Annotated in this window: 15 protein-coding genes; 11 read left to right on the top strand and 4 right to left on the bottom strand. The window is 59.3% G+C overall.

Features of this window, described 5'->3' with window-relative positions; genetic code table 11:
* The first annotated feature begins 393 nt into the window (after window positions 1–393).
* The 3 genes from mfd to ACVWZU_RS01495 all read left to right on the top strand — a co-directional run bounded on the left by mfd (window position 394) and on the right by ACVWZU_RS01495 (window position 5,699).
* On the top strand, window positions 394–3,870 hold the full coding sequence (mfd, locus tag ACVWZU_RS01505; protein WP_457442989.1) for a transcription-repair coupling factor: 3,477 nt from the start codon (window positions 394–396) through the stop codon (window positions 3,868–3,870).
* 120 nt (window positions 3,871–3,990) lie between these two features.
* The gene (locus tag ACVWZU_RS01500; protein WP_457442987.1) at window positions 3,991–4,929 is read left to right on the top strand and encodes an ABC transporter ATP-binding protein; all 939 of its coding nucleotides are present in this window, start codon (window positions 3,991–3,993) and stop codon (window positions 4,927–4,929) included.
* Window positions 4,920–5,699, top strand: coding sequence for an ABC transporter permease (locus tag ACVWZU_RS01495; RefSeq protein ID WP_457442985.1), 780 nt, complete (start codon window positions 4,920–4,922; stop codon window positions 5,697–5,699). The genes ACVWZU_RS01500 and ACVWZU_RS01495 overlap by 10 nt, the downstream gene beginning before the upstream one ends.
* Window positions 5,700–5,717: 18 nt before the next feature.
* On the opposite strand, the gene ACVWZU_RS01490 is transcribed toward ACVWZU_RS01495, so the two are convergent.
* Complete coding sequence (locus ACVWZU_RS01490; RefSeq protein WP_414342801.1) at window positions 5,718–6,251, bottom strand: TM2 domain-containing protein; 534 nt, start codon at window positions 6,249–6,251, stop codon at window positions 5,718–5,720.
* Between the two features lie 246 nt (window positions 6,252–6,497).
* Between ACVWZU_RS01490 and ACVWZU_RS01485 the strand changes: the two genes are divergently transcribed.
* Together ACVWZU_RS01485 and ACVWZU_RS01480 are read left to right on the top strand one after the other, a co-directional pair.
* Window positions 6,498–6,773: a hypothetical protein gene (locus ACVWZU_RS01485; protein ID WP_041436392.1), complete on the top strand. Its 276-nt coding sequence runs from the start codon at window positions 6,498–6,500 to the stop codon at window positions 6,771–6,773.
* 80 nt (window positions 6,774–6,853) lie between these two features.
* Window positions 6,854–7,828: an ABC transporter permease gene (locus tag ACVWZU_RS01480; RefSeq protein ID WP_457442983.1), complete on the top strand. Its 975-nt coding sequence runs from the start codon at window positions 6,854–6,856 to the stop codon at window positions 7,826–7,828.
* 68 nt (window positions 7,829–7,896) lie between these two features.
* On the opposite strand, the gene ACVWZU_RS01475 is transcribed toward ACVWZU_RS01480, so the two are convergent.
* The 3 genes from ACVWZU_RS01475 to ACVWZU_RS01465 form a co-directional block, all read right to left on the bottom strand.
* Complete coding sequence (locus ACVWZU_RS01475) at window positions 7,897–8,322, bottom strand: MarR family winged helix-turn-helix transcriptional regulator (protein WP_457443031.1); 426 nt, start codon at window positions 8,320–8,322, stop codon at window positions 7,897–7,899.
* A 336-nt stretch (window positions 8,323–8,658) separates the two neighbouring features.
* Window positions 8,659–8,997 carry a hypothetical protein gene (locus ACVWZU_RS01470; RefSeq protein ID WP_457442981.1) on the bottom strand — a complete coding sequence of 113 codons (339 nt, stop codon included), beginning with the start codon at window positions 8,995–8,997 and terminating at the stop codon, window positions 8,659–8,661.
* Between the two features lie 256 nt (window positions 8,998–9,253).
* Entirely contained in the window at window positions 9,254–11,620 is a 2,367-nt protein-coding gene (locus tag ACVWZU_RS01465; protein ID WP_457442979.1) for a transglutaminase TgpA family protein, read from the bottom strand.
* A 183-nt stretch (window positions 11,621–11,803) separates the two neighbouring features.
* Between ACVWZU_RS01465 and uvrA the strand changes: the two genes are divergently transcribed.
* From uvrA to ACVWZU_RS01435, 6 genes are all read left to right on the top strand, one after another.
* Window positions 11,804–14,707, top strand: coding sequence for an excinuclease ABC subunit UvrA (gene uvrA, locus ACVWZU_RS01460; RefSeq protein WP_457442977.1), 2,904 nt, complete (start codon window positions 11,804–11,806; stop codon window positions 14,705–14,707).
* A gap of 223 nt (window positions 14,708–14,930) precedes the next feature.
* Entirely contained in the window at window positions 14,931–17,171 is a 2,241-nt protein-coding gene (locus tag ACVWZU_RS01455; protein WP_457387966.1) for a WD40 repeat domain-containing serine/threonine-protein kinase, read from the top strand.
* A gap of 50 nt (window positions 17,172–17,221) precedes the next feature.
* The gene (locus ACVWZU_RS01450; protein ID WP_457442974.1) at window positions 17,222–18,517 is read left to right on the top strand and encodes an FAD-dependent oxidoreductase; all 1,296 of its coding nucleotides are present in this window, start codon (window positions 17,222–17,224) and stop codon (window positions 18,515–18,517) included.
* A gap of 109 nt (window positions 18,518–18,626) precedes the next feature.
* Window positions 18,627–19,352: a glycerophosphoryl diester phosphodiesterase membrane domain-containing protein gene (locus ACVWZU_RS01445; protein WP_457440626.1), complete on the top strand. Its 726-nt coding sequence runs from the start codon at window positions 18,627–18,629 to the stop codon at window positions 19,350–19,352.
* A gap of 97 nt (window positions 19,353–19,449) precedes the next feature.
* The gene (locus ACVWZU_RS01440) at window positions 19,450–20,163 is read left to right on the top strand and encodes a hypothetical protein (RefSeq protein WP_414329739.1); all 714 of its coding nucleotides are present in this window, start codon (window positions 19,450–19,452) and stop codon (window positions 20,161–20,163) included.
* Window positions 20,164–20,288: 125 nt separating this feature from the next.
* Window positions 20,289–21,089: a glycerophosphoryl diester phosphodiesterase membrane domain-containing protein gene (locus ACVWZU_RS01435; RefSeq protein ID WP_457442972.1), complete on the top strand. Its 801-nt coding sequence runs from the start codon at window positions 20,289–20,291 to the stop codon at window positions 21,087–21,089.
* Window positions 21,090–21,144: the final 55 nt, after the last annotated feature.

Here is a 21,144-nt window from a genome sequence, read left to right as displayed (position 1 = left end):
GCATGAAAAACATCTTGCTGACTAGCAGACATCAGATGAGGCCGGGAAAGCCGCGCTTTGTGGTTCCTTCTAACATCGAATCTTGGCTAAGACAATCGACAAGCCGTCCGACTCTAAAGGTTAATTTTAGGATTCTGTGAGATATAGACCTTTTTTTGTAATTTGGACTACAAAGCAAAAAGCCCTCTGTGAACCTAGCGGCCAAAAACTGGCAGGCCATTGACATAGGGTTCTGGTTTTCTTCGTCTTTAAACAACAAAACTGTTGTCCCAATAGATCGAGGAGCAATTCCCAGCAAGGGGCGACTTCCCGTCTACAGCGCCAGCAGACGGCTGCTGATTGTCCCCGGAGCCTGCCAGAATTGGGATCCCAGTTTGCAGGGTGGGGTGGAAGATGTCGTTTATTCCGCTGGTGCGCTTTCTAGGCCAGTCCGGCTTGATTCAAGAGCTGGCCGCCTGCTTGAGATCGCAGCGACGGGCAAATCTGCAGGGGGCAGGGCGGATTGCCAAGGGGTTGATCGCCTCGGCTTTGGCCCAGCAGGAGGGAAGATCCCTGCTGGTGGTCACTGCCACGCTGGAAGAAGCGGGCCGGTGGACAGCGCAATTGGAGGGCATGGGCTGGGAGAGTGTGCAGCTCTACCCTACTTCAGAGGCTTCCCCCTACGAACCTTTTGACCTGGAACCGGAGCTGGTGTGGGGTCAGTTTCAGGTGCTGGCCGATGGTCTCCAGGGCAGGAAGGACATGGCCATTGTAGCCACGGAGCGGGCCCTCCAACCCCACCTTCCCCCTCCAGAGGTGTTGCGGGCCTTTTGCCTCAAGCTGGAACCCGGCCTGGAGATGTCGCCGCAGCAGTTGGGGCAGCAGTTGGCTCGTCTGGGCTATCGGCGGGTAAGCCTGGTGGAAAGCGAAGGGGAGTGGAGCCAGAGAGGCGATATTCTCGACGTTTTCCCGGTGGCCTGCGAATGGCCGGTGCGCCTAGAGTGGTTTGGCAACGAGCTGGAGCGACTGCGGGAGTTTGACCCAGTCAGCCAGCGCTCCCAAGATGGGATCCCCTACGTCTGGCTGACCCCCACTGGCTACGGACCCATCCTCTGGCCCGCTCTGCAGGAAAAAGCCGATCAGCTCTCCCAGGGCCTACGGCAGCAGTTGGAGCAGTCGCCCACCCCCCCGGAGGGCTTGCGCCGTTTTCTCGGCCTGCTCTACACCCCTCCCGCCAATCTGCTCAGCTATCTGGATCCCACCACCCTCATCCTGATCGACGAGCCGGAGCAGTGCCAAGCCCACAGCCGGCAGTGGCTCTACCACGCCCAAGAACAGTGGAAACAGGCCCAGGTTGCGGAGCCGGCTCTGCAGCCCTTTCACCGCCCCTTCGATCTCCATGCTCCCGACTGGGATCCCTTCCCCTGCCTGTTGGCCCGCACCTTTGCCCCTGCTGGCGAAGCCGAAGCTGCCCTTGACCTAAAAAGCCGGCCTGTGCCTACTGCTCCCCACCAGTTTGGATCCCTGGCCAAAACCCTGCGCGAGTACCGCAAGCAGCAGTTGCAGGTGTGGATCCTCTCTGCCCAGCCCTCCCGCACCGTAGCTCTGCTGCAGGAACACGACTGCCCCGCCCAGTACGTGCCCAATCCCAAAGACTTCCCGGCCATCGAGCGCCAGCTGCAGTCCTACACCCCAGTGGCCCTCAAGTATTCCGGCCTGGCCGAGCTGGAGGGGGTTCTCCTGCCCACCTTGGGGTGGGTGGTGCTCACCGACCGCGAGTTTTTCGGCCAACACAGCCTGGCCACCCCCACCTATGTGCGCAAGCGCCGCCAGGCCAGCTCCCGCCAGGTGGATCCCAACCTGCTCAAGCCAGGGGATTTTGTCGTTCACAAGGCCCATGGCATTGGCCAGTTTCTGCGCTTAGAAAGCCTCACCATTGGGGGCGAAACCCGCGAGTACCTGGTTATTCAATACAGCGATGGCCTGTTGCGGGTGGCTGCCGACCAGGTCAACTCCCTTTCCCGCTACCGCGCCAGCGGGGATGGACCACCTGCCCTGCACAAGATGTCCGGCAGCACCTGGGAAAAGACCAAACAGAAGGTGAAAAAGAGCCTGCGAAAAGTGGCCTTTGACCTGCTGCAGCTCTATGCCAAACGCGCCGAACAGGAGGGCTATGCCTTCCCGCCCGATTCTCCTTGGCAACAGGAGCTGGAAGATTCTTTCCCCTATCCCCTGACGCCGGATCAACTCCGAGCTGTCCAGGAGATCAAGCGGGATATGGAATCTCCACGCCCTATGGATCGGCTGCTGTGTGGGGACGTGGGCTTTGGCAAAACAGAGGTGGCAATCCGCGCCATTTTCAAGGCCGTAACCGCCGGCAAGCAAGTGGCTCTTTTGGCGCCGACCACCATTCTCACCCAGCAGCATTATCACACCTTAAAAGAGCGCTTCGCTCCCTATCCTATTCAAGTGGGGCTGCTCAACCGCTTCCGCACCTCGGAGGAGAAAAAAGAAATCCTATCCCGTCTCAAGAGTGGCGAACTGGATGTTGTGGTGGGCACCCACCAGCTTTTGGGCAAGGATGTGCAATTTCGGGATTTAGGCCTTTTGGTTATTGACGAAGAGCAGCGCTTTGGCGTCAACCAAAAAGAGAAAATCAAACTTCTCAAAACCCAGGTGGATGTACTCACCCTCACCGCCACCCCTATTCCCCGCACTCTGTATATGGCCTTGTCGGGTTTGCGGGAAATGAGCTTGATCCAAACTCCGCCTCCTTCCCGCCGGCCTATCAAAACTCACCTTTCTCCCTACAACCCCGAAGTCATCCGCACGGCTATCCGCCAAGAGTTGGATCGCGGCGGTCAAGTCTTCTATGTCGTCAACCGCATTGAAGGCATCGAAGAAACCAGTGCCAAATTGCGGGAGTGGGTGCCCGGTGCTCGCATTGCCATTGCCCACGGGCAGATGCCGGAAGGGGAGCTAGAGGCAACGATGCTGGCTTTTAACAATGGGGAAATCGATATCCTGGTCTGCACGACGATTATCGAATCCGGTTTGGATATTCCCCGCGTCAACACCATTTTGATTGAAAATGCTCAGGAGTTTGGATTGGCTCAGCTATACCAGCTGCGGGGGCGGGTGGGCCGGGCTGGGATCCAAGCCCATGCTTGGCTGTTTTACCGAGAAGACGGGATCCTCACCGAGGAGGCCCGCAAACGCCTACAGGCCATTCAGGAATTTACCCAACTGGGATCCGGCTATCAGTTGGCAATGCGGGATATGGAAATTCGTGGCATTGGCAACCTGCTGGGAACGGAACAATCCGGGCAAGTCAATGCGGTGGGCTTCGATCTTTACCTGGAAATGCTGCAAGAAGCCATTCGAGAAATTCGCGGCCAGGAGATCCCGCAGGTGGAGGACACGCAAATCGACCTGAATGTTACCGCCATGATCCCGCAAAGCTATATCCCCGACGAAGATCAAAAGATGCAGGCTTATCGACAACTGGCCGCTGCTGGCTCTCGGGTCGAGCTGTTGCAAATTGCCCAGGAATGGCAAGACCGCTTTGGCCCCCTGCCCAAGCCTACCCAGGAGCTGCTGCGGGTGATGGAGCTGAAGATCCTGGCCCGCACGCTGGGCTTTTCCCGCATCAAACCGGCCAAAGAGCATGTGCTTTTGGAAACCCCCATGGAGGAGCCGGCTTGGAATCGCCTGAAAGAGGCTCTGCCCACTCACCTGCAGCCTCGCTTTGTCTACCAACCGGGCAAGGTGACGGTGCGAGGGCTGGGGATGGTGCCGGCGGCGCAGCAACTGGAGAACCTTTTGCAGTGGCTGGACAAGATGAGCCTGGCCCTGAGCCGGATGGAGGCTGGGATCCCAATGACCCCCTAGATCTTGCCGGATCCCTCTCGAGGCGGGCCCATGCTCTGGTGTGAGAGAGTGGAATGGCCGGCCCTCCTCTCTTCAGCGCTCCTTTTTGCATCGGCTTCGCGTTTGCATCGGGTTCGCGTCATGAAAGTTCTAGAAGCTCACCACCTCCAAAAAACCTACCGGCAAGGAGGCAGGGAGGTGCGGGCGGTGGTGGATGTCTCCCTGACGCTGGCAGCAGGGGAGATCCTGGCTTTTTTGGGGCCCAACGGGGCCGGCAAGACCACCACCATTAAGATGATTGCCGGGCTGATCCAACCGGACGCGGGCACAGTGTGCGTTCTCGGACGGGATCCCCATACCGATCCGGGGGCCCTGGCCCAGGTGGGGGCAGTGCTGGAAGGCAATCGCAACCTCTACTGGCGGATGACCCCCCTACAGAACCTGGAGTACTTCGGTGTGCTGCGGGGGCTATCCCCCAGAACCGCTCGGCAACGGGGGCTAGAGCTGCTGGAGACCTTTGGCCTGCAGGAGAAACAAGATGTGGCCGTGCAAACCCTTTCGCGGGGTATGCAGCAGAAGGTGGCCATTGCCGTCGCCCTCCTGCATCAACCGGCCCTGTTGCTGCTGGATGAGCCCACCCTGGGGTTGGATGTGGAATCGGCGCAAGCGGTGAAATCCCTGATCCGCCAAATTGCCGCTTCGGGTCGAGCCATCTTGCTCACCACCCATCAACTGGATATTGCGGAAGCGCTCTCGGATCAGGTAGCCGTTATTCGACAAGGGGTGATCATCGCCCAAGCCCCCACGGGAGAGTTGATCCGGCACTTTGCCGGCGCCGTCGGTACTTACCGGATCGAGCTGGAACAGGGGCTGGATCCCTGGAGGTTTGAACAACTGGCCCGCCAAGGGGTGGAGATTCTCGGATCCCATCGGGTGCGGTTCAGCGGCCCGCCAGAGATGCTCTATCAGGTGCTGGAGATCTTGAAGCCTTTGCCCTTGCTCAGCCTCAAACGAGAGGAAGCCGATCTCACCCATATTTTCCTCGAGTTGTTGAAAAGAGGGGATAGACAATGCCAGTGATCCACCTGTTTTGGGCCGAACTAAAGCGGGCCTGGATCCAGTACATTCGCTATCCGGCGGAGGCCCTGGGCGGGATCCTGATCACCACGTTCTTCTTCTATGCCCTCTTTGCCGGCGCCCAATATGTGGCAGGGCCTGCCTCCCAATTTGGCGAACGGTTGGATGCGGTGGTGATCGGCTATGTGCTCTGGACGCTGGTCATTTTTGTGGTGAACGACATCGCCCTCAACCTGCAGGTGGAAGCCCAGACAGGCACCTTGGAGCAGGTGTTGCTCTCGCCATTTTCGGCAGCCACTCTCTTCTTGGCACGGGCTTGTGCCAGCTTGGTGTTGCGCTTTTCCATTGTCGTCGTCATTCTGGGCGTCATCTTATTGCTGACGGGCAGCCGGTTGCGGTTTCCCCCTGCTCTGGTGTTGCCTTTGGTGAGCGTGGTGCTGGGGGCCTACGGTTTTTCGTTTTTGCTGGGATCCGCCGCTCTGATTTGGAAGCGAATTCAGCAGCTTTTGATCATCAGCCAATTCGGCTTGCTTTTTCTGTTGGCTGCTCCCACGGAAGAATGGCCGGGATCCCTGAAGGGGCTGGGGCAGATGCTACCCATGACAGCGGGGGCGGGGCTGTTACGCGACGTAATGGTGCGTGAGGTAGGGCTGGATCCCGTGCGGCTGATCATGGCTCTGACCAGCGGCGTTTTCTACTTCGGCCTGGGCTTGCTGACCTTTCGCCGGGCGGTTCGGGCAGCCAAGCGCCGAGGGATCCTGGGATCCCAGTAGAGGTCTGCAGGAGGGCATCTAGAGCGAACGTTGGTCGGGGGAGCGGTGCAGCAGGTGAGGGAAGTGGTATTCTACCGCTCCAGTGACCGGGTTGTTTTCGGGGAAAGCCATGCTCCGCCGGCTCAGCTCTTGCAGCGCCTTTTCAATTTCGTCAAAGTCGGCAGGTAAGTCGATAGCTATCTCCGCAAGGGTGAGGATCCCTTGCCGCTGTTGGGCTAGCCGCAGGATCTCCCGCATCAGAGCTTGACCTTTGAGGGGCTGAGGAGGTGCTGAGGTGGTTTTTGAGGAAGCTGGGGATGGGGAGGGTCGGGATCCCTGCAGGACGGCCAGCTTGAAGTTGTAGTTCTCCACCATGCCTGGGATCAAAAACAGGTCAATTAACTGGCCAAAGCCCAGCAGGCCAAAGGTGAACAGCCAGAGGATGCCTGTTCCAGTCTTGCCCAGGTAGAAGCGATGGACGCCACAGATCCCGAAGATGCCCAACGCCCAGAGGATATAGGCAGTACCGACAGACTTGGGTTCAGCGGGGGGCAGCAGGTAGCGAGAACTCATGGGGATTTGACGAGATAACTCCGAGCGGGTACTTCCAGTTTGTCATCTTCTGGTCTGGACGGGCAGAAGAGAACCGGCGTGATCTCTGCAAGCAAGCTGGGATCCCTTCTACGCTCTTGTCTGAGGGAGGGCAGCCTCAACGGGAAAACAACCGGAATAATGAGATCCAAGTCCCCCAGGCTCAAAGAACTCCGTCTCCCGCTCACGCAAGCAGTGGACATGCCTATAGAAGGCAAGGGAAAGTCGATGTTTGAGCCAATTTTAATCGGGTTGAGCGCTGTGCTCTGGGGCCTCCTCTGGGGCTACGCTACACTGCTGGTTGTGCTGGTGAACTTTAAGGAGCAAGGATCGGTTTACGCCTACCCTATGCAGGCGGTGCTGGATCGCTTTGTCGAATCCTTGGGGCTGGGCTGGCTTAAGGATCTGCATGCCCTGCAACTGAGGCCGCTGCGCCGGATCAGCTATGCTCTGTTTGGTGCCGTCACCCTAGGGGTGGCTTTCATGCTCTGGGTGTTGGGGTGAGGCGATGACCAGATCGACAGGCGCATTCCCGCAGCAACTGCAAATGCGTTAACCCAACCCGAGTTCTCGACAGGCTCATAATGACCGCTGCCCAACTGGTTGCTATTCTCTCCACTGCCATTGCCACCGCCACACCGGTGGTCTTCGCCTGTGTGGGGGAAACCATTACCGAGCGGGCAGGGGTGATCAACCTCTCCGCAGAGGGGACGATCATGCTGGCGGCCATGGTTGGGTTCGCCGTGGCCAAGCTGACGGGAAGCTTGGTATTGGGCTTTTTGGCTGCCGCCGCGGTGGGAGCGCTGTTTGCTGGGATCGTGGCCTTTGGCTCGCTGACCCTGAAGGGATCCCAAATTGCCATTGGTTTCGTCTTGACCCTATTGGGGGCGGATTTGTCTTCCTTTTTGGGCAATCCGTTCGTGCGGATCCCAGGGCCAACGGTGCCCAGCCTGCCCATCCCCTTCCTGAGAGAGGTGCCGCTGCTGGGGCCACTCCTGTTCCAAGGGGATCTGTTGCTGTACGCCAGCTACGCGCTCATCGGGGGAACTTGGTTCTTTTTGTATCGCACTCGGCCTGGCCTGATGTTGCGGGCCATGGGAGAACAGCCGGCAGCAGCCTTTGCCCGGGGCACCGATGTCATTTTCTGGCGCTATGTTTACACCCTTGTGGGGGGATCCCTATTGGGCTTGGCGGGGGCTGCCTTTTCTCTGGATTTCAAGGCCGGCTGGAGCCACCGACATACAGCAGGGTATGGCTGGATTGCCTTGGCCATCGTCATCTTCGGTGGCTGGAACCCCTTGCGGGTAGCTCTGGGGGCCTACCTGTTCGGCATTTTGCAGTCCTTTGCCGGAGTTGCCCAGACTACCATCCGCGCCGTGCCCACCCAAGTTTTTACGGTGGCTCCCTTTGTGTTGATGATTTTGGTGTTGGTGCTCACTTCTGGGGAATGGTGGGAGTACGGCTTGCGCGGGATCCCACCTCGGCTGCGGCGCTGGATTCAGCAGGCGGTGAAGGCCACGCCGCCGGCAGCTCTAGGGCAGCCGTTTGAACCGGGCTAGAGGTTGCTTCCGGCACTGCGGCTTGGGGGTCGCTGATCAGCCGGATCGCAGAGGGGAATCTGAAAGCGCTAGAAAATAGCCTGCAGCTTTTTGAGGTAAGCCTGGATCTGCGCCATCTCCGAGGGATCCAGCTTTTGGAAGCGCTCTTTCAAGTAGGCGACGTGGGCCGGGAAAATTTCCTCAAACAGTTTTTCCCCCGCTTCTGTCAGCACGACCTTAAAGCAGCGTCGGTTTTCCGGGGGCACTTCCCGGCGCACCAGCCCTTTTTGTTCCAGGCGATCCACAATGCCGGTCAGTGTCCCTTTGGTCACCAGCGTTTTTTGGGCCAAGACATTCATGGTCATCCCAGGGGTATTGCCAAGGGTAACCAACACATCGAATTGGGGGGCCGTCAGCCCCATTTGCCGAATGTGAACCCCGGCGTAATTTTCAAAAGCTTGGTAGGCCCGCGCCAGATCCCGCAACAGCCCCAAAAAAGGCTCACGGGCCGCCAATACCGTCCCCCTCAGCGGAACAGAGTCCTCAGGCTTGAGAACCTCGTCGCTTTGGAGAAGGGGGGATGGAGAGGAGTCAGCGGGAGTGGGCATGGTTGAAGATCGCAGTTCGCGTTGGTGGAACAAACTCAAACCCAAAGGACAGTCTCGGCTCCATGATAGCCCACTGTAGTACAGTTCTAACGCAAAATGAACTACGTCTATCTGCTTTGCTGAGCTAGCCCCTTCGCCGTTATGTGGTTCTCATAAAAAAAGGGGATCCACTGGATGGATCCCCCGTGACGGACAGAGCTTGTGGGGCAAACACCCGCCCAAGGCAGGTGACCACAGCAGACACTAGGGCTTCAGCTCGCTCCCAAAGCTCTTGGCGTGGACACGAGTTCCTGTGGCATGGGTCACCGCTCCGGCGTTGGAAGTTCCCCCAAGCTGGTCGAGATGGTGCCCGCGATAGGTGGTAATCACGGGAAGACGATCCCAGTTCAGAAAGCCATCGGGGCCGTAGTGGAGAATGCGTGTGATGTCCCAGTGAGAAGCCGAAGTGCCATCCGGGTGAAAGAAGATGGCCCCGTTTCCGGTCGGCTGAGGCGCCGCTTGAGCCACACTAGAGGAAAAAACTGACGAGGACAGCAGACACAAAGTTGCAGCCAAAGCCGCCCTCAAAGAATAGCTACGCATAGCTAACACGCCCTTGCTCGTTCGAAGCTGAACGTTAAAAAACGTAACACAGCTTCAGATGAGTTTGCAAGGGCATAGCAATGCAGCAGCGCGAAACGTGCCTGAAGCGAGTGCGCCACTGAGCGATTTCCCCGTCTGACAGTGCAGCTTACGGGGTCTATAACTAACGTTAACTATCTCTTAACTATCTCATAACTGTCAAGGTTTCTCGCAGGGCTTTTGGGGTACCTGCTCCAGGGCATAGCCGTCCTTCTGGTCAGGCGGCTCTTCTGGGGGTTTTGGCCAGTGGCTGCCATGCTCGTCTGAGCCGTTTGAATTGCTGTTGCCAGCGCTGCAATTCGCCCGCCTCCAACGGGATCCCACCGAAGCGCACCTCCAGGTAGCGCTCCAAGAACTGGATGGCCACCTGGGCTTGTGGTAAGTCGGAGTGGCGCAAGTGTTCCAGGCAGGCCTCAGGGCCTAGGTGGGCTGGGATCCCCACCGCCGTCGCCAGATCCCGCAGTTGCAGATAAAGCCTTGAGATAAGCTGGCGGCGCTGCTGCGACTTGGGTAGAGCCGCCGGGATCCAGCGCATCCCAGCAAAGGCCAGACTCGGTAGCAAGAGGCCAACCATCCAGGTGGGCCAGGGGGGCGGAGGCTGCCACAGGGATCCCATCACCACCCCATTGCCGGCAGTGGCCAACAGAATCCACCCCCCATCCTGCCAGCGCACGGCCTGATAGCGGCGGCGGCGACCCCAATAGGCCATGGATCCGGTGATCAAAACCACCCCCAACACCGGCAGGCCATTCTGCTGCAACGTTTGCCCCAAGGCAACCAGGCTGCGACGGAAGCCAGCACCGACATCCTCTCGATCCGGAGAGGCGGCTACAGCGCTGGCCAGCTCCTGGATCTGCCGCCAGATCTGCCGCTGGGTGGATAGGTCGTACTGGATGACGTACTTAAACCAGCGGAAGCGCAAGCTGTCGTAGAAATCTTGAAGGGGATCCCACCAGCTCTGCCGCTGACTAACATTGGCCTCTGCCGGCGTAGCGTCAAAGATGACCCAGCCGTAGGGGCCAAAGGGGATCTCCGTCCAGGAATGGGCGTCGGCATTGCGTACTGCCAGATAATTTTCCTGCGCCACCCAGCGCCCGCCCAAAAAGCCATTCACCATCCGGGCCGGGATGCCAATGCTGCGGGCCAGTATCGTCAGGGCTGTGGCGAAATATTCGCAGTGGCCCCGCCGATGGGTGAACAGAAAGGCTTCCAAAGGCGGTTCAGGGCCGGGATCCGGCAGATCGGTGGTATAGGCGTAGTTCTCCAGCAGGTAGTTCTGCAAAGCCGTCACCTTGCCAAAGACATCGGGGATCCCAGCGGTAACGTCTTCAGCCAAGGCGGGAATGCGCGGATCCAGGTCTGCTGGCAACTGCAGATAGGCTGCCTGTTGGACTGGGTCGAGAGCACTGAACAGCTCCGCGTGGCCTAGCCGGCGCAAGCGCGGGCTTAACTCCCTTGAGATCCGGCTCCGGGCGCGGTAAAGATGGGGCACCTGCCGAGGCAGAGAATGGCCAACATCTCCGGTCTCGCTCAGGATAAGGCGGCGATTCTGCCGTTGCCAAGCTTGTTGCACCGTCGCTGCTCCGCCCCGCTCCAGCCATTCCATCTCCACCAGCGGGGCCACCCCAAAAACGGTGTTGGTGACCAGCGGCTCCAGATAGATAAGCTGCTCCAAGGGGAGAAGCAGCAGGTCGGGAGCAGTGGGGATCAAGCTGGAGGCAGAGAGATCAAATACCCCTGCTGCGTTGGGGAAAATGGGGATGAAGCGGTCTAGCGTTCGCGACCAGGCCCGTCCATCGTAGCGATCGAAGCTGATCCCGCGCCAGTAGAGGGACTCCACACGGGGCGGCACCCCTGCCGGAAATTCCACCCGCATGACAACGGTGTTATCGGTTTTGAGGGTGCCGAATGCTCCCAGGCTGACTTCCTCGGCAAAGCCAGTGGTCATCACCGGCGAGCGGGCCTGGCGACCCAGAATTCCTAAACTGACCCGCGGGAACAAGAAAAACAAAGCCACGGACAGGATCACCGCCAGCAAAGCCAGGGATCCGAGAAAGCCCAAAAAGTTGAGGTTGATGCCACGGGTTTGGCTGGCTGCCTGCGGGTGCTGCTCTGCTTGCAGGCGCAGGTGGTAAAGGGTGAGGTTGATTAGCCCTACCCCCACGTACAGCAAAAACAGCAGCCCAAAGCTGATGTCTTCGTTGAACAGAGTGGCAATGGCCATCAGCAGCAGAGACAGCACCGCCAACTGGATGTGATCGGCTGCCCGTTCCCGCTGAAACAGCTTGGCCCCCGTTAGGTAAAGCACCAAGCCAATGGCCCCATCGGAAAAGGGAAGGATCCCAAAGATGACCAAAGCCAGCAGGCTGAGCAACACCGCCACCGTCAGAGGCATCCACAGGGGGGCATAGCGGGCAAAAGCAATCCTTGGCGGCTCCCAAAACCAACTGCAGGCCCCTGCGGCCAAGCAAACGGCAATGACCGGTGGCGACAAAGCCTGATCCCCCAGACAAAGGGCCGTGAAGGCGATCCCCACCAACAGGTAAACAAACACCTTTTGAACGGATGGCAGTGTCCAGGTCATGGCCCTTGGGGGTCGATCTTTTCCAGCATAGCCAAGTCTTTTTTGCTACCGGTTTGCCCTCCCTGGGATCCCCTTTTGGACAAAGCGAAGAGCATTAGAATCGTTAACTAAGAATCGTTAAGATTTTGTTACTCGCCGGTCTCGACGGGATGCCTGTGACACGCTGCGCGAAAAGGTGGTGAGATGTCCAGCCAAAACGAAATTCACGTGGTGGGGGCGCGGCAGCACAACCTCAAAAATGTCGAGCTGAGGATCCCGCGCGATCGCCTGGTGGTATTCACGGGCGTCTCCGGATCGGGCAAGTCCTCCTTGGCTTTCGACACCATCTTTGCCGAGGGACAGCGGCGCTATGTGGAATCCCTCAGCGCCTATGCGCGACAGTTTTTGGGGCAACTGGACAAACCGGATGTGGATCGCATCGAAGGGCTGAGTCCGGCCATCTCCATCGATCAAAAGTCCACCAGCCACAACCCCCGTTCCACCGTCGGCACCGTTACCGAAATCTACGACTACCTGCGGCTTCTGTATGGGCGAGCTGGGATCCCTCACTGTCCCCATTGCAACCGGGTGATTGCCCCGCAGACGGTGGATCAGATTGTGGATCAGATCATGGCTCTGCCGGATCGGACGCGGTTTCAGTTGCTCTCGCCGGTGGTGAAGGGGAAAAAGGGCACCCATGCCAACCTGTTGCAAAGCTTGCGCCAGCAAGGGTTTGTGCGCGTGCGCATCGACGGCCAGGTGCGGGATCTGAGCGAGGAGATCGAGTTAGCCAAAAACAAAACCCACACCCTTGAGGTTGTGGTGGATCGGCTGGTCAAGAGCCCCGACATAGCGGAGCGACTGGCCGATTCTCTGGCAACCTGCCTGCGCCAGTCGGGAGGAATTGCGGTGGTGGAGCTGCTGCCGCGGGAAGAGGAGCGAGAACAGCTGCTGCAAAAGGTGGCCGAGTCGGCGGGGCAATACCTGAACAGCAAGCCAACGGAGCTGATTTTTTCTGAGCAATTTGCCTGCCCGGAGCACGGTTCGGTGATGGGCGAGCTGTCGCCGCGCCTGTTTTCCTTCAACTCGCCGATTGGGGCCTGTCCTGTCTGCCACGGGCTGGGTTTTGAGCCCATCTTCGACCCCGAGCGGATCGTGCCCGATCCCAAGCTCCCCTTGTACGCGGCCATCGCCCCTTGGGCAGAGCGGGAGAACCCCTACTATCTGGCTTTGTTGGCGGGAGCCGCCAAGGCTTTTGGCTTTGACCTCAGCAGCCGCTGGTGTGATCTCACCCCCCAGCAACAGCAGATCATCCTCTACGGCGCCGACCAGGAGGTCTACATCGCCGAGGTAGAATCTCAGTACCGAGGCCGGGGGTACTATCGCCGCTATGAGGGGGTGATTCCCCAATTGCAGCGGCACTACCAGGAAACCACTTCCGAAATCTATCGGCAAAAGCTGGAAGCCTACCTCACCTACCGTCCCTGTTCCGCCTGTGGGGGATCCCGTCTCAAGCCGGAAGCTCTGGCCGTGCGCATCGGCGGCTACCGCATTACCGATCTCACCGAGATCTCCATCCGCGACTGCCTGCACCGCCTGGAGCAGTTGAAACTTACCCCGCGACAAGTGCAGATCGGCGAGCTGGTGCTGCGGGAGATCAAAACCCGGCTGCAGTTTCTGGTGGATGTGGGCCTGGACTACCTAACGCTGGCCCGCCCGGCCATGACCCTCTCCGGGGGCGAGGCGCAGCGGATCCGGCTGGCCAGCCAGATGGGCTCCGGCTTGACGGGGGTGCTCTACGTGTTGGACGAACCCTCGATTGGCCTCCACCAGCGGGACAACGAGCGCCTGTTGCAAACCCTGTTTCGCCTGCGAGATCTGGGCAACACGCTGATCGTGGTGGAACACGACGAAGAAACCATCCGTGCCGCCGATTACATCGTGGATATCGGCCCTGGAGCCGGGATCCACGGGGGGGAAGTGGTGGTGCAGGGATCCCTGGCGGACATCATGGCCCGCGAGCGCTCCATCACCGGAGCTTATCTTTCGGGGCGGCTGCGGATCCCTACCCCTGCGCAGCGGCGGGCTGGGAAAGCGGTTGCCCTCAGGCTCACCAATGCCCACAAAAACAACCTCAAGCACATCGATGTGGAGATCCCTCTGGGCAAGTTGGTCTGTGTTACAGGCGTCTCCGGCTCCGGCAAATCCACCTTGGTCAACGAATTGCTCTACCCTGCCCTGCAGCACCATCTTGGACACAAGGTGCCCCAACCCGCGGAGATGGGAGAACTTGAGGGCATCGAACACATCGACAAGGTGATCGTCATCGACCAATCTCCCATTGGCCGTACCCCCCGCTCCAACCCTGCCACCTACACGGGTTTGTTTGATCCCATCCGCCAAACCTTTGCCCAAACCTTGGATGCCAAGGCCAGAGGCTACCCATCCGGCCACTTTTCCTTCAATGTCAAGGGGGGGCGCTGTGAAGCCTGCAAAGGGCAGGGGGTGAACGTGATTGAAATGAACTTCCTGCCCGATGTGTACGTCACCTGCGAAGTCTGCGGGGGCAGCCGTTACAGCCGCGAAACCCTGCAGGTCAGGTACAAGGGCAAGAACATCGCCGAAGTCCTGGATATGACGGTGGGGGAGGCGCTGGAGTTTTTCGCTGCCCTGCCTCCTGCCGCCAAGATCCTGCAGACCTTGGCCGATGTGGGCCTCGATTACATCAAGCTGGGCCAGCCAGCTCCTACCCTCTCCGGTGGGGAAGCGCAACGGGTCAAGCTGGCCGCAGAACTGGCCCGCCGCTCCACCGGCAAAACCCTCTATCTGCTGGATGAGCCCTCCACCGGCTTGTCTTTTTACGATGTCCACAAGCTCTTGAACGTCCTGCAACGGCTGGTGGATACAGGCAACACCGTGCTGGTGATCGAGCATAACCTGGACATTCTCCGCTGTGCTGATTGGATTATTGACTTGGGGCCAGAGGGCGGCGACCGCGGCGGCCAGATCATCGCCGTTGGCACTCCAGAACAGGTGGCTGAGCACCCCGGATCCCATACAGGGCGATATTTGAAGCAGGTTTTGCAACAACATCCCCCAGGTCGCTGAGCAACTCAGCCTGCTCCAGGGAGAAAGTTGACCGAAAGCGGCTGTCGGGATCCCCTTTCGCTTTTTGCTCTGCTCACCTCAGCCATGGCGGTGGAGGACTGATGCGGCGAGGACTCTATCCCACCCAGGCGCTCCGCACCGTGAACGCAAGGGTGAACGGTTAGCCTGAGTCTCACGTCGCTATGGCATGATGGGTCGGAAGGAAAAGGTTCGCACTCTCCCCATGGTAGGGCAGACCCTGGGTGGCCGCTATCAGATCTTGGAAGCACTGGGATCCAGCGGACAAACCTACTTGGCACAGGATAGCCATCATCCTGAGCGGCTTCGGGTGGTGCTCAAACGCTGGCAGGCCGGCCAAAATGCTCCGCACCGCGAACACAGTGAGGACTCCGCCTCGCTACGGCATCTCTTTCAGCAAGAAGTGGCGCTGCGGGAGCACCTGGGATCCCACGAGGGTATCCCCCGCCTGTTGGCCTGCTTTGAGCAAGAGGGGGAGTTTTATTGGGTGGAAGAATGGGTTGAAGGGCCCACCCTGGAACAAGCTCTATTGCTAGGTAACGCAACCGAGAGGGGCCAGCTAACGACTCCGTCCCGCCAAATGCACTGCCATTGGGGGCACGACTGGACAGAGGCTGAGGTACGAGCCTTGTTGCAGGATGTGCTGCAAACCTTGGCCTTCCTGAATGGGGAAGGGGTGAGCTGCTGCAACCTGCAGCCCTCTCGCTTGATCTACCGTCAGGCGGATGGCCGATGGGTGTTGTTGAAGTGGGGGGGTGAGGAACAGGGTCTGGCTTTTTCCGGCTCTGGCTTCGGGAACCCCTATGGCCCCAGGCATTGCAGCGACCTCTATGCTCTTGGGCTGATTGCCCTGCAGGCCCTCTGCGGGATCCCGCCCCAGAAGCTGTTTCGCGACCCGTTGACGGGGGAGTTGCGCTGGCACGATCTGGCCTCTACTAGCGCTCCTTTTGCTGCTTTTCTGGATCGTTTGGTGAGCTGCAACCCACAACAGTGCTTTCCTTCAGCAACAGCAGCTCTGGCCGCTTTGCAGGCTTTGCCCCCCGCCGAGAGCCCCCCTGCCGCCGAACTCCTGTCCCAGCCCAGCCCTGTCGCCGCCGAGCCCTTACAGGAGCCAACCACCCCACCGCGTTCTCCGGTATCGCTGCGGGCGCGTCCCCGGATCCCACCGGTTTGGGCAGGAGGCAGCTTGGCGGCTTTGCTGGCGTTGACGGTGGCAGGGGTATGGCAGATGAGGGCGAACCTTGGCCTGCGGGGGGAGCCCAAGGATTCTGTCCCCCTCACGAGAACGGGATCCTCTGGCCCGGCAAAGCGCAACGGCCTGGGACTCCGTCCTACTCGCGAGAACGGTTCTCATGCCTCCGTCCCCACCGCCGTCACGGTCGCGGAAGCGTCGCGTAGCGATAACGACCCGGCAGACTGGGCCAAGTCTTTGCAGCTCAAGGCTACGCTGGAAGGCCCTGTCGCCGTCACTGCTCTGGCCATCAGCCCGGATGGAAATCTCCTTGCTGCCGGGGGAGACGACGGCGTGATCCGGCTTTGGGATCCCCAGGCTGGCCAACTGCTCCAGAGCTGGGCAGGCCACGAGGGATCCGTTGAGGCACTGGCCATCAGCCCAGATGGTACCTTTTTGGTGAGTGGGGGGGCAGACAAGACGGTACGGGTCTGGGATCTGGCGACCCTGGGGGATCCGGCTCTCTCGCCTGGGGATGTGCTGGCGCGGCTGCAGTTGCAAGGGCACACCGGGTTGATCAACAGTGTCGCCATTAGCCCCGATGGTCGTTGGATTGCCAGTGGCAGCGCCGACCGCACCATCCGCCTTTGGCAGGCCGACAACGGCCAGTTGATCCGCACCCTGGCGCCTCCCACTGCTGCCGCCCAGGAGACCCCTCAGAGGGCTGGCATTACAGCAGTGGCCTTTGGCCCAAGACCTACCCGTATGAATACTTCCCACCAATCTGAAGGGATCCCCCCTTGGATCTTGGTGGCCGCCAATGGAGATCCCACCGTTCACCTTTGGGATCCTGGCAGCGGGGCCTTGCTGGAAACCCTAAAGGCCGACTACCCCATCGAGCAGGTGCTTCTGAGTCCAGATGGCCGCTATTTGCTCGCTGGCAGTACCGGTGGCATCTTGGTCTGGAACTTGGGCACGGGATCCTTGGAGCGCACCTTGCCCCAGACTTTGTCCGGCTTGGCCGCCCTTGCCCTCAGCCCTGATGGCCGCTTGCTCGCCAGCGGCACCGATTACCGCGCTCACCAGATCAAGCTCTGGGATCTGCGCAGCGGAGAACAGTTGCGCACCCTGGGCGGCCAGACTTGGATGGTGAGCGTCTTGCTGTTTGGCCCCGGTCGCGGAAGCGTCGCGCAGCGATATGGGCAGACCCTTCTCAGTGGTGGCGCCGATGGCTCAATTCGCATTTGGGGGCCAGCCGACCCAGCTCAGCCCTAGTGGGATCCAAGCAGATAAAATACTCGACGAAGAAGGGATCCCGGCAGAGCATGGGCAGAGTAGTCATTATCGGGGCGGGGCTGGCCGGCTTGACCTGCGCCAAGGTGCTGGCCCAAGCGGGCCAAAGGGATGTTCTGGTCCTAGAGAAAAGCGACAGCCCCGGCGGGCGGGTGCGCACCGACGCGGTGGAAGACTTTCGTTTGGATCGCGGCTTTCAGGTGCTGTTTACGGCCTATCCCCAGGTGCGGCGGCATCTGGATCTGAGCCAGCTCGATCCCCGTCCCTACCGGCCCGGCGCTATTTTGGCTCAACCCGGTCGCTGCTGGCTGTTGGGGGATCCCCTACGGGATCTGTCCAGCCTTCTCCCCTCTTTGCTCAACCCCTTGGCCAGCTTTGGGGACAAGCTCAAGGTGCTGCAATTGCGATCCGAGCTGGCGCGCCGCAGCCCGGAGCAGGTTTTTCAAGAAGGGCTAGGGGGATCCGATTGCTCGCTGCGGGAGTTTCTGGAGCAGTACGGCTTTTCCCAACAGATCTGCCAGCACTTTTTCTACCCCTTTTTCCGCGGGATCCTTCTAGATCCGGATCTGGGCAGTAGCGCCCGCCTCTTTGCCTTTTATTTCAAGATGATGGCCGAGGGATCCATTGTCACCCCGGCCTTGGGCATGGGAGAACTGGCCCGACAACTGGCCGGTCACCTGTCCCCCGAACAGATTCGCTACCAAACCCCGGTGGAGCGCATCCTGGCAGAAGACGGGAAAGTGGGCGGGATCCGCACCGCCGGCGGAGAGGAGATCCCTGCCGAGTGGGTGGTCTGCGCCACCGAGGCCCCTCAGGCGCGGGCCTGGCAAGCAGAGCTCTGTCCCCATGCCGCTATGCCCATCCCCACCCAGGGACGGTCGGTTACCTGCCTCTACTTCTGCGCTCCCTTTTCTCTAGCCCGCGGCGCCTACTTGTACCTCAACGCTGGCGTCCAAGGCAGGATCAACCACTGGGTTCAGCTCACCCGCATCAGCCCGGCACTGGCTCCTCCTGGCCAACACCTCTATTCGGTGACAGTATTGGGGGATCCCCCCTTAAGCGACGAGGAGCTGGCCCAAACCTGTCGGGCCGAGCTGCAGGTCTATTTTCCCAAAGCCCCCTTGAAACAGTTGCGCCTGCTGCGGGTGTATCGCATCCCTTTTGCCCAGTTTTTGCAGCCGCCTAGCTTCCAGCAGCATTTGGTTCCCACCTATAGCGGTCTGCCAGGCCTTCTCTGGGCTGGGGAATACACCCACCAGAGCAGCATCGAGGGATCACTGCGCAGCGGCGAACAGGCAGCAGCATGGATCCTGCAAAAATCGGCCTAGATCTGTAAAAAAAAGCAATGTAGACTTTCTTAACTCTACTCCCCGAACCAAAGCCGGGATCCCGTGGTATGAAGGGGGTGGACTGGATGCCGACGAGGATCCCTCCGCCATGCAAAACGCCACCCTTAGCCCAATCCCGCTCCTGCAGCGATCGTTTGAGTTGGTAGGCCCCATCTATGGGCCGCTGCTGATCCTGGCCTCTCCTGGCTTTGTCGTCATTGCCATCATCGCGGAACTGATCCCACTTTTCGGGGGAATCTTTAGCTTGGCCTATATCCTAATCGGCATGCCCATCCTGACAGGAGCAGCCTTGTGGCTGGTGGATCAGCACCTGAAGGGGCAAGCTCCCCTACTGGGCAACAGCCTCGACCGAGCTGCCTCGAAGGCAGTACCTCTGGTATTCGCCAACATCCTGTTGGTGTTGATTGTCTCGCTGGGGATGCTGCTGCTTGTACTTCCCGGCATCTACTGGGGGGTAAGGCTGGCTTTCGCTCTCTGCGCGATTGTTTTGGAAGACAAAGGAGTCACAGAAGGGTTGGGCTACAGTTGGAACCTTGTCAAGGGTCGCTGGTGGGGAGTGTTTTGGGCACTTCTTATGGTTGTCTTCATGGCAATGATTGTGGCACCTTTTGCTGGAGCTTTCATCTTTGGCTTCACGGTAGGTGTGATTTCGCCTTCCGCTGAGACCTTTGCTGACAGAATCGTGGAAGCTGGAAGCCCTGTGGCTGGGATTGCTGCCATCACGGCAGTCGTGCCTATCCTGAATGTCTACGTCGTGCTCCTGTTCCGATCCCTGCAACAATTGAAGGGGCAGGCGGTCTCCTATTGGGGATAGCAAAAAGGGGGTTCCCCGTGCCTGGCTTTGAGATGAGAAGGGATCCCTTCTTGGGATTTCGGCTCAACCCGAGATGTCCTAGGTGAGATCCCGTGGTATGAAGGGAGTGGATCGGATTGCCCAGGAGGATCTCTCCGCCATGCACAACGCCACCCTTAACCCGATTCTGCTCTTGCGGCGGTCGTTTGAAGTCGTAGGCCCCATCTACTGGCCGCTGCTGATCCTGGCCTCTCCAGGCTTTATTCGGGCCATCGTCACGGAGCTGACCCCACTTCTCGGGGGGATCCTCCAACTGGCCTATGGCATTGTTGCACCGATCCTAGTTGGAGCAGCCTTGTGGCTGGTGGATCAGCACCTGAAGCGGCAAGCTCCCCTGCTGGGCAACAGCCTCAACCGAGCTGTCTCGAAGGCAGTGCCTCTAGTTCTGGGCACCCTCTTAGCAGCACTCCTCTCTTCCCTTGCCTCCATCTTTCTGATCATTCCAGGCATTTATGTAGGGGTTAAGCTGGCCCTCACACCTTGTGCCATTGCTCTAGAAAATCAAGGAACTACAGGAGGGCTGCGCTACAGTTGGAATCTCGTCAAAGGTCGTTGGTGGGGCGTGTTTTGGGCCCTTCTGGTCCTGGGCTTGATTCTTGGTTTTGCGGGTGGATTGATAGTTGGATTTGTCATAGTTGTGGCTGATGTTGGCGACTTTGGGGTGAGAATGGTTGCGGCTGCCGCTGCCACAGCCGTTGTGCCCATCTTCTGGGTCTATGTGGTTCTCCTGTTCCGATCCCTGCAACGATTGAAGGGGCAAGCAGCCTCCTAGTTTCCGCTTTTGCCCCCATTGGGGATAGCAAAAAGGGTGCTCCCCGTGCCTAGCTTTGAGATGAGAAGGGATCCCTTTTTGGGATTTCGGCTCAACCCAAGATGTCCTAGGTGAGATCCCGTGGTATGAAGGGGGTGGACTGGGCTGCCCACGAGGATCCCTCTGCCATGCAAAGCGCCACCCTTAGCCCGATTCTGCTCTTGCGGCGGTCGTTTGAGTTGGTAGGTCCCATCTACTGGCCGCTGCTGATCCTGACCTCATTTTCTTCTAGCCATATCGCGTTCTTCGTTGTAGGTCTGACCTCACCTTCCCTCGGGATGATCCTCTCCTTGCTCCTCCTGGCCTATGTCCTAGTCGGCGCGCCCATCTTGACAGGAGCAGCCTTTTGGCTGGTGGATCAGCACTTGAAGCAGCGAACTCCCTTGCTGGGCAATAGCTTGGATCAGGCTTTCTCTAAGGCAGTGCCTCTGATATTCGGCAGCCTCCTGGTGAATCTGATTTCCTCACTAGGGATGCAGCTGTTTGTGTTTCCCGGCATCTATTGCCGGGTAAGGCTAGCTTTCACCCTCTGCGCAATTGCCCTGGAGGACAAGGGTGCCACAGAAGGGTTGGGCTACAGTTGGAACCTGGTCAGGGGCCGTTGGTGGGGGGTGTTTTGGGCATTCCTGGTCGTGGTTTTGATCTTCGGCATCTCAATCCTGCTTTTGCCTTTTGTTGTGGCGATCTTGGGAGCTACCCTAGCTGCAGTTGTAACTGGGGGTAATACCGACATCATAGGACTTGCGCTTCTGGTTTGGGCGCCTGTGGTAGCTCTCTTAGCAGTTGTGGTCGGGTTTGCCGCTTTCACGGCAGTCACGCCTATCTTCAATGTCTACACGGTGCTCCTGTTCCGATCCCTGCAGCAGCTGCAAGCGCAAGCAGCGTAGTTTGGCTTGCCCTCACCCCCAACCCTTCCCCCCTGGAGAGAGGGAAGTTGCAGTT

This window comes from Thermostichus sp. MS-CIW-26 (genome assembly GCF_054059115.1).
The sequence above is the reverse complement of the archived record's forward strand: the minus strand, read 5'-3'. Positions and strand labels throughout refer to the sequence as shown.